Source organism: Novosphingobium mangrovi (genome assembly GCF_022818885.1).
Classification (GTDB): Bacteria; Pseudomonadota; Alphaproteobacteria; order Sphingomonadales; family Sphingomonadaceae; genus Novosphingobium; species Novosphingobium mangrovi.
The window spans coordinates 149,392-162,815 of the sequence record NZ_JALHAT010000012.1 but is presented as its reverse complement, the minus strand read 5'-3'; the positions used below and the strand labels follow the sequence as shown (position 1 = coordinate 162,815).

Sequence of the window (13,424 nt, the reverse complement as noted above, 5' to 3'; positions counted from 1 at the left end):
CTCTTGCGCGAATTACATCGCGGCGCTGGCCACCCTGGTCGCGGTGTCGGCCTCGGCGAGTTCGAGTGTTGGCGCGGCCTCGGCGTCCGGTGCCTCGGGGTAGATGAAACCGTAGACCGGGTTGTGGCGCGAGCCGAGCGCGCCGATGGGGGCGAACCAGACGCGCACTTCGCTCCAGTCCCCGGCATCCGAGACGTCTTCGGCCAGGACCCCGCGCTCGATCATGCCCGGGCGCGACCAGTTGGCGTGGTTGAGGAGGACGTGGCGCGTGTCGACGATCTTGGAGACCACCGCGACATGGCCGTAGGGCATCGCGTGCGAGGGGGCCATGGCCATGACCGCGCCGACTTCCGGTTCGGCCCCGCGCGCATAAGTGCCTGCGGCCTGCTTCCACCAGGTGCGCGCGTTGCCATGGATCGAGATGCCCGACTGCGCGCGGGCGTAAGGCACGCACTGCAGGACATGGGCCGAGGCGGGCAGCGCGGTCAGCGCAAGGGCCGTCGCCAGCAGCGCGGACACGGCCTGCGCGAGGCGGCCCGAGACGTTGTTTGCACCCGCCTTGCGCGGCGCCAGCGAGAATGTGCGGCGCAGTGCCCCCGTCAGGAATTTCATGAACGACCCTTGAAGTTGCGAACCCGGGGCGCGTCTAGGTGATGTTGTATCTTGGAGCCAGAGGCCGGTTCCACGCCTTGCCGCGCTTCCCGTGCAGCTCGTCCCGTGCGGTTCCCGGCGTGCGACGAAATGCGTTTCTGCGCACGCCGGGAGAGGGGGATCAGAAGCGGAAGGTCACGTAGGTCGCGCCGTAGAAGAGGTCGCGTCCCGGCTTGAAGGCATCGGCCAGGTCACTGTAATTGGTGTAGAAACCGATCGTGGTGAAGGGATTGAGGGCATAGCGGCCCGAGACCGAATAGCGTGTGGCGAAATAGCGCGCGTCGCTCGAATCGCCGCTGCGGATCACCGCGCCGCCCAGCGAGTAGACCGCATCGTGCACCGAGGTGCGCCACAGCCCGGCCATCGAGAGATTGAGCGAGAGGCCCTTGGCGGGCGCGAGACCGAGCGAGGGCTGGAGGATGGTGAGGTTGTGGGGGCCCAGGTCGCCGTTGTAGGTCAGCGGGCGCGGGAACAGCGGGCCGTAGGTGCCGAGCTTCCCGTCGTTGGGGTCCTTGTCGCCCGAACCGAGGTCAAAGCGCAGGCCCAGCTGCGGCTTCCACGCAGCCTTGAACGAGTAGGAGCCCTGCGCCGTCAGGTAATAGGCGTCGATGTCGCGCGGGCCGTTGGTGCCCCACTGGCGGATGCCTTCGAGGCTGTAGTTCCACGGGCCGTCGATCCCGGCCAGGCGCAGCGAGAGCGTGCGGCGTTCATCGCGCGCGGCCGGGTTCACGCTGTCGAACCCGCGCATCGCGTCGGTGGCCACGAAGATCGCTTCCACGCGGCCCGAGTGGGCACCCTCGCCAAAGCCGTAGCCCGCGTTGAGGCCCCACAGGTCATAGTCGGTGTTGGTAGCATCATCGAAGGTGCCCTTGCGCTCGGTCACCGGGTGGCCGATCATGAAGCCACCGTCGATGCGGCCCGCCTTGCCGATCACGCGCACCAGGTCGAGCGAGCGGCGGGTGTTGGCGCCCTCGCGCATGTCGAAGACGGTGTAGCCGCCAAGCCCCACTTCCTGGCGCCCGACGCGGGCCTTGATCTCGCCCGAGCCGATCGGCACGCGCGCCTCCAGGAAGGCCTGGTTGAAGTCGGCCCGGCCCTCGTCGATGATGGCCTCGACGGATTCGAGACCGGTGGTCGTGGCGTGCTCGATGTCGACGAAGGCGCGCAAGGACGCGCTGTCCTGCCGTCCGATATGGACATCGCCCCAGAGGCGGGCGCGGATCTGGAAATTGCCGTCATCGTCCTGGGGACCCGCCCCGAAACGCTCGCCCGGGCGCAGTTCACCGCGCAGGCGCAGTTCGCCGCCCAGCGTGCCGTAGACGTCGGGCGCGATGGGGATGTACTTGAGCTTCGTCCACAGGTTCGCATCGCGCACCTCGGCGAAACTGGCGTAGTTTTCCTCGTGGTTGATCGGGTGGAAGGCCGGGTCGGGCTCCTGCAGCACGCGCCCGTCCCAGGTGACGATGGGCGCCCGCGCCCCTTGCGGCAGCTGGGTGGTGTCAGCGGACGCCTTGTCCTGCGGGATCGGCAGCGGCGCGGGGATGGGAACGGGCTGGCGTGTATCCTGCTCTTGCGCCTGCTCCTGAGGCGCGGGCGCGGCAGGCGCAGCTCCACTGGCCAGCACCAGCGGTGCCATGAATGCGATCATCTAGAACTCTCCCGAAAGGTCTTGTCCCGGTTATCCGGGTTGGCGCGCGGACGTGTCTGATGCAGGCCGGGGCGCGGTGGGTGCCAGGGGGCGGCGGTGAAGGGCGAAAGTCTGAAGCAGGTGGACCGCGATCCCGAAGACGAGGCCCCACAGGGCCGCGCCAAGGCCGAACAGCGTGAGCCCCGAAGCTGAAACCGCGAAGGTGACGAGCGCGCCGTCGCGCCCGTCCTCGGCTTTCAGCGCCGCGCTCAGCGATCCGGCAACAACGGGGAAGAGGGCAAGCCCTGCCAGCGCGGCGATGAGGAATTCGGGCAGCAGCGCAAAGAGTGCGAGCACGGTCGAGGCGAAGGCGCCAAAGACTAGGTAGGTCACCCCGCCCGCGACCCCGGCGACGTAGCGCTTTTCCTTTTCGGGATGCGCCTCTTCGCCCAGGCAGATCGCGGCGGTGAGCGCGGCGAGGTTGAGGCCGTGGCACCCGAACGGGGCGAGCACGACCGAGGTGATCGCGCTTGCTGAAATCAGCGGGCGGGCCGGGGGGTGCTCGAAACCGGCGGTGCGCAGGACCGCGATGCCGGGCAGGAACTGGCCGGTCAGCGCAACGACGGCGAGGGGCACGGCGATATTGGCGGCCGCGGCAAGGTCGAAACGGGGCGTCGTCCAGACCGGCAGGGTGAGGCTGGGCGTTGCAATGGTGCCTGAAAGCGAGCCGGTGAGCGCGCACAGGGTCACGCCCACCACCAGCACGGCGACGACGGCGTAGCGCGGCGACACGACGCGTCCGGCAAAGAAGGCGCCCATCATCGCTACCACCGTCAGCGGGGCCTCGGGCAGCGTGCCGACCATGTCGATCACGAAGCGGAACAGGATGCCCGCCAGCATGGCGGCGGTGATGGCGGGCGGCAGGCGGCGGGTAAGCTGGTCGAACGCGCCCGAGATACCGACCAGGAAGACCGCGACATTGGCAACGATATAGGCGCCGATGGCGGTCGCAAAGTCGGTCTGGGGCAGCATGGTGACAAGGAGAGCGGAGCCCGGCGCGGACCAGGCGATGACGATCGGCACCTTCCAGCGCAGGCTGAGCACGATGCCCAGCACCCCGCTGCCGATCGAGATCGCCCAGACCCAGGACGCCACCAGCGGTTGTTCCAGACCGGCAGAGGCCTGGAACACGATGACCAGCGGTCCCGCGTAGGAAATGGTGGTGGCGATGATCCCGGCGAGAATCGTCGGCAGCCAGGTAAGATGCCGAAGGGGCATGGAACTCTCCTCGGGCGTGCTCAGGCGGTGAGCGCGCGTTCGGGGGTGTCAGGGGCGGGGGTGTCAGGGGCGGGGGTGGCCGTTGCCGTCGTCTGGCGGCGCAGGCTCAGGGTGAAGAGCGCGGTCGCGGCCACCGAGATGAAGCCCGGAACCGCGAAGGCGACGAAGTTCCAGCCCATCGGCAGCTGCGCGGACAGAAGAACGCCGCCGAGCATCGGTCCGACAATGGCGCCCACGCGGCCCATGCCCGAAGCCCAGCCCAGGCCCGTCGAGCGGACCGAGAGGGTGTAGAACTCCGCGACGCAGGCGTAGAGCAGGATCTGCGTGCCGGTGGTCCCGGCGCCCGCGATGAAGATCAGCAGGTAGAGGACGGGCATCGGGCTGTTAAGGCCGAGCAGCATGAGGCAGGCCGAGCCGAGCGCGAAGTAGGCCATGACCACGCGGGGCAGACCGAAGCGGTCGGCGAGACGTCCGCCCGAGATCGCCCCGAACATGCCCCCGAAGCTGAGTGCGAGGAGGAACGAGAGGCTGGAGCCGAGCGAATAGCCCGCGCTGACCATGAGCTTGGGCAGCCAGGAGCTGAGCCCGTAGACCATGAGGAGGCAGCAGAAGAACGAAAGCCACATGGCGAAGGTGCCGAGCGCGCGGCCCTGGCGGAACAGTTCGCCGACCGAGGTCGATGCGCCCTTGGCCTCATGGTATTCGAGCGGGGCGTCGGCGGGCAGGTTGGCCTCGGGTGCCAGCTGGCGCAGGTGCGCGCGGGCGGTCTCGGTATCCCCCTTGCGGATGAGGAAGCCGATGGATTCGGGCAGCGCCCTCAGAATCAGCGGCAGGCAGACGAGCGGGACGGCAGCGGCGAAGAACATCGAGGGCCAGCCAAAGGCGGGCAGGAGGTAGATGGCGAGCCCGGCCGCGACCATGCCGCCCACCGCATAGCCGCTGAACATCAGCGCGACGAGCGTGGAGCGGATGCGCTTGGGGGCATATTCGTTGGTGAGCGCAACCGCGTTGGGCATGAGGCCACCACAGCCAAGGCCCGCCGCAAAACGCAGCAGCCCGAAGGTGAGCGGGGTCGTCACGAAGCCGTTGAGGAAGGTGGAGGCGCTGAACAGGGTGAAGCACAAGGTGATGCAGGTCTTGCGCCCGATGCGGTCGCCAAGCGGGCCGAAGAAAAGCGCGCCGCCCATCATGCCGAACAGCGCCCAGCTGGCGAGCGAGCCGGCCTCGGTCGGGCTGAGGCCCCATTCGTCCATCAGGCGCGGCAGGACCGCGCCGTAGATGAAGACGTCGTAGCCATCCACGACAAGCAGGATGGCGCAGGCGACAATGATCTTCTTGTGCAGTGAACTCAGAGGCGCCTGTTCGATCAGGCGGCCGACATCGATACCTTGCATATCGATACTCTCCCGGTTTGTGATTTTGTATTTTTCAGGAGACTGAGTGATTTAGCAGGGGGTGCCAAATACCGATTGAGTGCCGGGGCGATACGCTGGGAGTATTCTTATGAGATTTGCGCAAGGTGCTCAGGGGGTTAACCGGCTGCGATGGCAGCCTCGTGTGCGTCGAGCGCTGTGGGCACGTCGTAGCCCCAGTCACGGTATTTGCGCGCGATCGTGGCGATCATCAGCGCCAGTTCGGGCGAGTGGTCACCGGGGCGGTGGCTCATGATGATGGGCGATGTCGCGGTCTCGGCCAGCTCGCGGTAGACGACGTCGTGGCTGCGCGCGCGGCGCACCGATTCGGGCACGATGGCGATGCCTTCCTCGGCCGCGACAAGGCCGATGGCAATCTGCAGTTCGCGCGCTTCGTGCGCGATCCTTGGCTCGATCCCATAGTCGCGCCAGAGCGAGAGAACCTGGTCGGCATAGCTGGGGCGGGGCTGGCGTGGGTAGATGATCTGCGGCTCCTGCGCGAGTTCGCTCAGCGACACCGGCCCGGACCCGCTTGCCATGGGGTGGTCGGGCGAGAAGGCGGCGACGAGCTTCTCGTGGCGCAGGATCACGCGCTGGACCGCCGGATCATCGAAGCGGATGCGCCCGAAGCCGACATCGATGCGCCCGTCCTTGAGCGCGGCGAGCTGGTCGAGCGTGGTGCTCTCGACCATGACCAGTTCGACATTCTCGGCCACCTTGCGAAATTCGCGGATGAGCTCGGGCAGGCGCGCATAGATGGTGGACGCGACGAAGCCGATGACAAGGCGCCGCCGCTCGCTGGTCGCGGCCGCGCGCACCATTGCTTCCACGTCCTCGATCCGGGCGAGCACCTGGAGCGCCTGCGAATGGAGCAGGCGGCCGACCTTGGTCAGCTGCAGCGGGCGGCTCGAACGGTCGAGCAGGGTTGCCCCGACATGCGCCTCAAGTTGCTGGATCGCACGGGAAAGGGGCGGCTGGGCGATGTGCAGCCGCTCGGCCGCGCGGTTGAAATTGCCTTCGTCGGCGACCGCGACGAAGTAGCGAAGGAGGCGCAGGTCCATTCAAGATACCTCTCAGGTATAATCCCATGACCCTATTGATCTTTGAATGCGGGCCTGGGGAGCACTAGATTTCCCTCGAAACGTAATCATACGGGAGAGAGGCTGCAATGGCTGCGTTGGATCGCGCTGATACCTTCATTGTCGATGTGCCGACAATTCGCCCGCATGTTCTGGCCATGGCCACCATGCATTCGCAGGCGATGATGATCGTGCGCCTGGTCGACGGTGACGGTGTGGAAGGCCTCGGCGAAGGCACCACCATCGGTGGCCTCAGCTACGGCGAGGAGAGCCCCGAGAGCATCAAGTCCGCGATCGACACCTACATTCTGCCCGTGCTGGAAGCGAGCGACATCTCCCGCGTGGGCGAGACGATGGCGCGGATCAACGCCTGCGTGCGCGGCAACCATTTTGCCAAGTGCGCGGTCGAAAGCGCGCTCCTCGACATGGCGGGCAAGCGCCTGGGCATCCCCGTCTCCGAGCTGATCGGCGGTGGGCGGGTGCGCGACACGCTGCCCGTGGCCTGGACGCTGGCAAGCGGGGACACCGCGCGTGACATCGCCGAGGGCGAGCAGATGCTGGCCGAGCGTCGCCACAACATCTTCAAGCTCAAGATCGGCAAGCGCGCCGTGCGCGATGACGTCGCCCATGTGGGCGCGATCTGCAAGGCGCTGGGCGACCGGGCGAGCATCCGTGTCGACGTCAACCAGAACTGGAGCGAGCCCCAGGCGCGCCTCGGCATGGCGATGCTGCACGATGTGGGCTGTGACCTCGTCGAGCAGCCGACGGCGGGCGATGACATCGCGGCCATGGCGCGGCTCTCGCAGGGGCAGACCATCCCGCTCATGGCCGACGAGGCGCTGCACGGGCCGCGTTCGGCGCTGCGCATTGCCGAGGCGGGCGCCGCGTCGGTCTTTGCGCTCAAGATCGAGCAGTCGGGTGGCCTCTTTGCCACGGCCGAAGTTGCCGCGATTGCGGGCGCTGCGGGCCTTGGTCTTTACGGCGGCACGATGCTGGAAGGCAGCGTCGGCACGGCCGCTTCGGCCCATGTCTTTGCGACCCTGCCGCAGCTCGACTGGGGTACCGAACTGTTTGGCCCGCTTCTCCAGACCGACGAGATTCTGGCCGAGCCGCTGCACTATGCCGATTTTTCGCTGCGCGTGCCGACCGGCCCTGGCCTGGGTATCGCGCTCGATGAGGACAAGATCGCCTATTTCCGGCGCGACCGTGATGGTCCGCGCCTCCACGCCGTCAATACAGGAGCCTGATCCCCCATGCTTTTCATGGTTGAAATGGACGTCAACATTCCCCTCGACTTCGACGCCGAGGAAGCCGCGCGGCTCAAGGCCGAGGAAAAGGCCTACTCGCAGAAGCTGCAGGCCGATGGCACCTGGCGCCACATCTGGCGCAAGACCGGGCTCTATTCGAACGTCAGCATCTTCGATGTCGCAAGCAACGAAGCGCTTCACGACGTGCTCATGGCGCTGCCGCTCTACCCCTTCATGGCGATGAAGGTGACGCCGCTCAACCGCCACCCCTCGGCCATTCGCGAAGACGACACCTGAGGGCGCCAAAAGCCCAACCAATTTCTATAATCGGGAGAGTTCACCATGGATGTGACCTTTGTAAAAACACCGGAAATTCAGAAGCTGCTCGATACCGCGGCGGGCATCGGCCAGGAAGGCGGCGACACGCGCCTCAAGGGCATCGTGCGCGACCTGACCGAGTCGATCATGGAAGTGATCGTCAAGCACGACGTGTCGGAAGACGAATTCTGGGGCGCCATCAAGTTCTTCGCCGATGGCGCGGGTGAACTCGGCCTGATTGCTCCGGGCTCGGGCCTTGAGCACTTCATGGACCTCTACATGGACGCCAAGGATGCCGAAGCGGGCCTTTCGGGCGGCACGCCGCGCACCATCGAGGGCCCGCTCTACGTCTCGGGAGCCCCGCTCGTCGAGAACGGCGCGAACCTCACCAGCGACCCCGATCCCGAAGCGGACAACCTCACCATGACGGGCGCCATCACCGGCCCCGACGGTGAGCCGGTCAAGGACGCCATCGTTCACGTGTGGCACGCCAACTCGCAGGGGTGGTACTCGCACTTCGACCCCACCACCGAGCAGACGCCGTTCAACAACCGTCGCCGCATCAAGCTGGGTGACGACGGCACGTACGTCTTCCACTCGAAGATGCCGAGCGGCTACTCGTGCCCTCCGGGCGGCGCGACCGAAACGCTGATGTTCGCGCTGGGCCGCCACGGCAGCCGTCCCGCGCACGTCCACTTCTTCGTCGAAGCGCCGGGCTACCGCACGCTGACCACGCAGATCAACTTCGGCGATGATCCCTTCGCCAAGGACGACTTCGCCTTCGGGACCCGCGAAGGCCTGCTGCCGGTGCCGAGCCGCCAGGGCGACCGCGTCGACCTTGCCTTCGACTTCCAGCTGCAGAAGGCGACCTCGCAGGACGACGAGCAGCTCTCGACCCGCCGCCGCGCCAGCGCCGAGGCGGAAACCGAAGCCGCCTGAGAATAGCCCGCACACGGGCACCACGATCACGGGAGACAGGATCATGACGCATCGTTTGAAAGAGAAGGTGGCGACCGCTGTCGTCGACAACCCGGAAACCGGCGAGTTCCGCTGCCGCCGGGACGTCTTCACCGACCCGGAACTGTTCGAACTGGAGATGAAGTACATCTTCGAGAGCAACTGGGTCTATCTCGCCCATGAAAGCCAGGTCGAAAAGAAGAACGACTACTTCACGACCTTCATCGGCCGCGTGCCCGTGATCCTGACCCGGGGCAAGGGGGACGCGCTCCACTGCGTCGTCAACGCCTGTGCCCACCGTGGTGCCCAGCTGTGCCGCAAGAAGCGCGGCAACCAGCCGCTCTTCGTGTGCCCCTTCCACGGCTGGAGCTTCAAGAACGACGGCTCGCTGCTGCGCGCCAAGGACGCCAGCACCGGCGCCTATCCCGAAAGCTTCAACCTCGATGGCTCGCACGATCTCACCCGCGTGAAGATCGAGAGCTACCGCGGCTTCATCTTCGGCTCGCTCAACCACGACGTGCTCCCGCTTGAGGAGCATCTGGGCGAGGCCAAGGTCATCATCGACCAGATGGTCGACCAGGCACCCGAAGGCCTGGAAGTCCTTGTCGGCAACTCCAGCTACACCTTCGATGGCAACTGGAAGATGCAGATGGAGAACGGGTGTGACGGCTACCACGTCAGCTCGGTTCACGAGAATTACCAGTCGACCATGGGCCGCCGCGCCGAAGGTGGCACCAAGGCGGTCGACGCCAATGGCTGGTCCAAGGCCCCGGCCAGCGGCGTCTACGGTTTCGAGCATGGCCACATCCTGCTCTGGACGCAGACGCTCAACCCCGAAGTGCGTCCGGTCTGGAACCGCAAGGACGACCTGGAAGCCCGGCTTGGCGAACAGAAGGCCAAGTTCATCCTGGAGCAGACGCGCAACCTCGCGCTCTATCCCAATGTCTTCCTGATGGACCAGTTCTCGACCCAGATCCGCGTCGTGCGCCCGCTCGACGTGCACACCACCGAGGTGACGATCTACTGCTACGCCCCCAAGGGCGAGAGCGCCGAGGACCGCGCCCACCGCATCCGCCAGTACGAGGACTTCTTCAATGTCTCCGGCATGGGGACGCCCGATGACCTCGAGGAATTCCGCAGCTGCCAGCACGCCTACGAAGGCGCCGGTTCGCTCTGGAACGACCTCAGCCGCGGCGCGACCCGCTGGATCGAGGGCCCTGATGCGAACGCCAAGGCGATGGGCATGAACCCGCTCCTTTCCAGCGAACGCTCGGAAGACGAAGGCCTCTTCGTGCGCCAGCATGAGTTCTGGGCCCAGATCATGCTGGACGGGATCGAGAAGGATGCAACGCCCGCAGAGATGATGGAGGCGGCAGAATGACCATGACGCTCGAAAAGGACACCACCGCGCTTTCCTACCAGGACATCTGCGCGTTCCTCTACCGCGAGGCGCGCCTGCTCGACGATCGCGAATACGAGGAATGGCTCGAATGCTATTCGCCCGATGTCGAGTACTGGATGCCGGCCTGGACGGACGATGACGAACTGTGCACCGATCCCCAGACGCAGATCTCGCTGATCTACTATCCTAACCGCAATGGCCTGGAAGACCGCGTCTACCGCATCCGCACCGAGCGTTCCTCGGCCTCGATGCCCCAGCCGCGCACGGCCCATTCGGTGAACAACGTGGAGGTGCTGGAAACGCGCGAAGGCGAGATCGACCTGCGCTACAACTGGCACACGCTCAGCCACCGCTCGAAGACCACGCTGCAGTTCTTCGGCACCACCTTCCTCACCCTCGATGTCGCGGGCGAGGCCCCGAAGATCGTGAAGAAGAAGATCGTTCTCAAGGACGATTACATTCACCAGATCATCGACATCTACCACGTCTGAGGAGGCTCCCCGTGATTTTCGAAGGACGTTTTGCCGATAAGGTCATGATCGTGACCGGGGCGGCGCAGGGTATCGGGGCGGGTGTCGCCACCCGCGCCGCGGCTGAAGGCGCGCGCGTGGTGCTTGTCGACCGCGCCGAGTTCGTCGCGGACGTCGAGGCGGAAATCACGCAGGCGGGCGGCACCGCGATCTCGGTCGTGTGCGACCTTGAAACCTACGAGGGCGCACGTTCGGCGGCCGAGGCGGCGGTGGCCGCGTTCGGCCGCATCGACATCCTCGTCAACAACGTGGGCGGCGCGATCCGCATGCGCCCCTACGCCGAGTTCGAGCCCGAGCAGATCGACGCGGAAATCCGCCGCTCGCTCATGCCTACGCTCTATGGCTGCCACGCGGTCCTGCCCGCCATGCTGGAGCAGGGGGCGGGCACCATCGTCAATGTCTCGTCCAATGCGACGCGCGGCATTCGCCGGGTGCCCTATTCGGCGGCCAAGGGCGGGGTCAACGGCCTCACCATGAGCCTTGCCATGGAATATGGCGAGCAGGGCATCCGCGTCGTGGCAACTGCGCCGGGCGGCACGTCCGCGCCCCCGCGCAAGGTGCCGCGCAACGCCTCGGGCGATACCGCGCAGGAGCAGGCCTGGATGGCCGAGGCGGTCGAACAGGTGACCACCTCGACCTTCGTGAAACGCTACGGCACGCTCGATGAGCAGATTGCCCCGATCCTGTTCCTGGCCTCCGATGAGGCCAGCTACATGACCGGCTCCGTCCTGCCCGTTGCGGGCGGCGACCTGGGATAAGGAAGACCATGAGCAAGATTTACGAGAGCCCCGCAGCCGCGCTGGACGGCGTGTTGTTCGACGGGATGACGATCATGTCGGGAGGTTTCGGCCTCTCGGGCAACCCGGAGAGCCTGATCCCCGAGATCCGCAAGTCGGGCGTCAAGGACCTCACCGTCGTCTCGAACAACGCGGGTGCCGACGGCTTTGGCCTCTGGATGCTTCTGGAAAGCCGCCAGGTGAAGAAGATGATCTCCTCCTACGTGGGTGAGAACAAGCTCTTCGAAAGCCAGTACCTTTCGGGCGAACTGGAGCTGGAGCTGAACCCGCAAGGGACGCTCGCCGAGCGCATCCGTGCAGGCGGCGCGGGTATCCCGGCCTTCTACACCAAGACGGGCGTGGGCACCGTGGTCGCCGAGGGCAAGCCCGTCGAGACCTTCGAGGGTGAGGACTACGTGCGCGAGACCTGGCTGCGCAGCGACCTTTCGATCATCAAGGCCTGGCGCGCGGACCCGGAGGGCAACCTCATGTTCCGCAAGACCGCGCGCAACTTCAACCCGAACATGGCGACCGCGGGCAAGGTGACCGTCGTCGAGGTGGAAGAGATCGTGCCCGAGGGCACCTTCGATCCCGACTGCATCCACACGCCCGGCATCTACGTCGACCGCGTGGTGCTCTCCACCATCAACGAGAAGCGCATCGAGAAGAAGACCGTGCGCGAGAAGGAGACCGTCTAAATGACTTGGGATCGCAACCAGATGGCCGCGCGCGCGGCCAAGGAACTCAAGGACGGTTTCTACGTGAACCTGGGCATCGGCATCCCGACGCTCGTCGCCAACTACGTGCCCGAGGGCATGAAGGTGACGCTCCAGTCGGAGAACGGGATGCTGGGCATCGGTCCGTTCCCCTATGACGGCGAGGAAGACCCCGACCTCATCAACGCGGGCAAGCAGACCGTCACCGCGCTGCCGACCTCCAGCTTCTTCTCCAGCGCCGACAGCTTCTCGATGATCCGCGGCGGCCACATCGACATGGCCGTGCTGGGCGCGATGGAAGTGAGCGCGAACGGCGATCTTGCGAACTGGATGATCCCGGGCAAGATGGTCAAGGGCATGGGCGGCGCGATGGACCTTGTCGCGGGCGTCAAGAAGATCGTCGTGGTCATGGATCACTGCACCAAGAAGGGCGAATCCAAGATCCTGCCCGAGTGCACCTTGCCGCTGACCGGCAAGGCCGTGGTCGACATGATCATCACGGACTTGTGCGTCTTTGCCGTCGACCGCGCAAAGGGTGGCCTTAGCCTGATCGAACTGGCGCCGGGCGTCACCCTCGACGAAGTGCGCGAAAAGACCGCCGTGCCCTTCGATACTTCCGCGCTGGAAGAGGTGGCCTGATGCCCTTTAGCAAGGTTTCGGGCGCGCAGATCTACTGGAAGATGGACGGGCGCGAAGGTGCGCCGGTCCTTGTCCTCCTCAACTCCATCGGCTCGGACATGGACCTGTGGGACCCCGCGCTGGCGCATCTGCGCGACCAGTTCCGCCTGCTGCGCATCGACACGCGCGGCCACGGCGCCTCGCAGGCCGAACCGGGCGACTATACGCTCTCGCTTCTGGCCGAGGATATCTTGGCGGTCGCCAGGGAGGCGGGCGTCGATAGCTTTGCGCTCGCGGGCGTCTCGCTGGGTGGCATGATCGGCATGGAGATCGCCCTCTCCCACCCCGGCGTGCTGGAGAAGCTGGTGCTGGTCTGCACCTCGGCCACCATGGACGCGGCCTCGTGGGACCAGCGCATTGCGACGGTGCGCGAAAAGGGCATGGTCGCCATTGCCGAGATGGCGATGGGCCGTTTCCTCTCGCCCGAATTCCGCGCCGAAGAGCCTGCCGTCTATGACGTCGTGCTGCGCCAGCTGATCGCGACCGATGCGCAAGGCTACGCGGGCTGCGGCGCGGCGATCCGCGACATGGACCTGGCGGGCCGTATTTCCGCCATCGCCTGCCCGACACTTGTCGTCACCGGCACGCGCGACACCTCGACCCCGCTTGAGGGGCATGGTGAAAACCTGCTGCAGACGATCCCCGGCGCGCAGCATCTCGCGCTCGAGGCCGCGCATCTGGCGCCCCTCGAAGCGCCCGAGGCACTGGCCGCGGGCATGACGTCCTTCCTTACGAACTGAAGCCGAGACCTGA

General features: G+C 66.1%; 14 protein-coding genes. 9 read left to right on the top strand and 5 right to left on the bottom strand.

Translation table 11 applies throughout. The annotated features are described in order from the left end of the window. Positions 1 to 12: 12 nt before the first annotated feature. The 5 genes from MTR65_RS09475 to MTR65_RS09455 form a co-directional block, all read right to left on the bottom strand. Positions 13 to 612 (bottom strand): CHAP domain-containing protein, encoded by a 600-nt coding sequence (locus tag MTR65_RS09475; RefSeq protein ID WP_243799469.1) that lies wholly within the window; start codon positions 610 to 612, stop codon positions 13 to 15. Positions 613 to 772: 160 nt separating this feature from the next. Beyond that, positions 773 to 2,299 carry an alginate export family protein gene (locus MTR65_RS09470; RefSeq protein ID WP_243799468.1) on the bottom strand — a complete coding sequence of 509 codons (1,527 nt, stop codon included), beginning with the start codon at positions 2,297 to 2,299 and terminating at the stop codon, positions 773 to 775. Positions 2,300 to 2,329: 30 nt separating this feature from the next. Continuing rightward, positions 2,330 to 3,556 carry a benzoate/H(+) symporter BenE family transporter gene (locus MTR65_RS09465; protein ID WP_243799467.1) on the bottom strand — a complete coding sequence of 409 codons (1,227 nt, stop codon included), beginning with the start codon at positions 3,554 to 3,556 and terminating at the stop codon, positions 2,330 to 2,332. Positions 3,557 to 3,576: 20 nt separating this feature from the next. Further along, positions 3,577 to 4,950 (bottom strand): MFS transporter, encoded by a 1,374-nt coding sequence (locus tag MTR65_RS09460; RefSeq protein WP_243799466.1) that lies wholly within the window; start codon positions 4,948 to 4,950, stop codon positions 3,577 to 3,579. 137 nt (positions 4,951 to 5,087) lie between these two features. Next, positions 5,088 to 6,029, bottom strand: a complete 942-nt coding sequence (locus tag MTR65_RS09455) for a LysR family transcriptional regulator (RefSeq protein WP_243799465.1) — start codon at positions 6,027 to 6,029, stop codon at positions 5,088 to 5,090. A 107-nt stretch (positions 6,030 to 6,136) separates the two neighbouring features. Between MTR65_RS09455 and MTR65_RS09450 the strand changes: the two genes are divergently transcribed. Genes MTR65_RS09450 through pcaD form a run of 9 tightly spaced genes read left to right on the top strand, consistent with a single transcriptional unit; the run spans position 6,137 to position 13,411 of the window. Beyond that, complete coding sequence (locus MTR65_RS09450; RefSeq protein WP_243799464.1) at positions 6,137 to 7,294, top strand: muconate/chloromuconate family cycloisomerase; 1,158 nt, start codon at positions 6,137 to 6,139, stop codon at positions 7,292 to 7,294. Positions 7,295 to 7,300: 6 nt separating this feature from the next. Next, on the top strand, positions 7,301 to 7,591 hold the full coding sequence (gene catC, locus MTR65_RS09445; protein WP_039390789.1) for a muconolactone Delta-isomerase: 291 nt from the start codon (positions 7,301 to 7,303) through the stop codon (positions 7,589 to 7,591). Between the two features lie 45 nt (positions 7,592 to 7,636). Further along, a complete protein-coding gene (locus tag MTR65_RS09440; RefSeq protein WP_243799463.1) occupies positions 7,637 to 8,551 on the top strand; it encodes a dioxygenase family protein in 915 nt (304 codons plus the stop codon). Between the two features lie 43 nt (positions 8,552 to 8,594). Then, positions 8,595 to 9,950 carry an SRPBCC family protein gene (locus MTR65_RS09435; protein ID WP_243799462.1) on the top strand — a complete coding sequence of 452 codons (1,356 nt, stop codon included), beginning with the start codon at positions 8,595 to 8,597 and terminating at the stop codon, positions 9,948 to 9,950. After that, a complete protein-coding gene (gene benB / locus MTR65_RS09430; protein ID WP_243799461.1) occupies positions 9,947 to 10,462 on the top strand; it encodes a benzoate 1,2-dioxygenase small subunit in 516 nt (171 codons plus the stop codon). Before MTR65_RS09435 ends, benB begins: the two co-directional genes overlap by 4 nt. An 11-nt stretch (positions 10,463 to 10,473) precedes the next feature. Beyond that, positions 10,474 to 11,259: a benzoate diol dehydrogenase BenD gene (gene benD, locus MTR65_RS09425; RefSeq protein ID WP_327194328.1), complete on the top strand. Its 786-nt coding sequence runs from the start codon at positions 10,474 to 10,476 to the stop codon at positions 11,257 to 11,259. An 8-nt stretch (positions 11,260 to 11,267) separates the two neighbouring features. Beyond that, positions 11,268 to 11,975: a CoA transferase subunit A gene (locus MTR65_RS09420; RefSeq protein ID WP_243799460.1), complete on the top strand. Its 708-nt coding sequence runs from the start codon at positions 11,268 to 11,270 to the stop codon at positions 11,973 to 11,975. Further along, positions 11,976 to 12,632, top strand: a complete 657-nt coding sequence (locus MTR65_RS09415) for a CoA transferase subunit B (protein WP_243799459.1) — start codon at positions 11,976 to 11,978, stop codon at positions 12,630 to 12,632. It abuts the gene before it with no gap. Then, positions 12,632 to 13,411: a 3-oxoadipate enol-lactonase gene (pcaD, locus tag MTR65_RS09410; protein ID WP_243799458.1), complete on the top strand. Its 780-nt coding sequence runs from the start codon at positions 12,632 to 12,634 to the stop codon at positions 13,409 to 13,411. The genes MTR65_RS09415 and pcaD overlap by 1 nt, the downstream gene beginning before the upstream one ends. Positions 13,412 to 13,424 lie beyond the last annotated feature (13 nt).

Coding starts and splice junctions, on each gene's coding strand:
- pcaD (WP_243799458.1), top strand. CDS start 12,632: ATGCCCTTTAGCAAGGTTTCGGGCGCGCAGATCTACTGGAAGATGGAC.
- MTR65_RS09440 (WP_243799463.1), top strand. CDS start 7,637: ATGGATGTGACCTTTGTAAAAACACCGGAAATTCAGAAGCTGCTCGAT.
- benB (WP_243799461.1), top strand. CDS start 9,947: ATGACCATGACGCTCGAAAAGGACACCACCGCGCTTTCCTACCAGGAC.
- MTR65_RS09460 (WP_243799466.1), bottom strand. CDS start 4,950: ATGCAAGGTATCGATGTCGGCCGCCTGATCGAACAGGCGCCTCTGAGT.
- MTR65_RS09455 (WP_243799465.1), bottom strand. CDS start 6,029: ATGGACCTGCGCCTCCTTCGCTACTTCGTCGCGGTCGCCGACGAAGGC.
- MTR65_RS09420 (WP_243799460.1), top strand. CDS start 11,268: ATGAGCAAGATTTACGAGAGCCCCGCAGCCGCGCTGGACGGCGTGTTG.
- MTR65_RS09465 (WP_243799467.1), bottom strand. CDS start 3,556: ATGCCCCTTCGGCATCTTACCTGGCTGCCGACGATTCTCGCCGGGATC.
- catC (WP_039390789.1), top strand. CDS start 7,301: ATGCTTTTCATGGTTGAAATGGACGTCAACATTCCCCTCGACTTCGAC.
- MTR65_RS09450 (WP_243799464.1), top strand. CDS start 6,137: ATGGCTGCGTTGGATCGCGCTGATACCTTCATTGTCGATGTGCCGACA.
- MTR65_RS09475 (WP_243799469.1), bottom strand. CDS start 612: ATGAAATTCCTGACGGGGGCACTGCGCCGCACATTCTCGCTGGCGCCG.
- MTR65_RS09435 (WP_243799462.1), top strand. CDS start 8,595: ATGACGCATCGTTTGAAAGAGAAGGTGGCGACCGCTGTCGTCGACAAC.
- MTR65_RS09415 (WP_243799459.1), top strand. CDS start 11,976: ATGACTTGGGATCGCAACCAGATGGCCGCGCGCGCGGCCAAGGAACTC.
- MTR65_RS09470 (WP_243799468.1), bottom strand. CDS start 2,299: ATGATCGCATTCATGGCACCGCTGGTGCTGGCCAGTGGAGCTGCGCCT.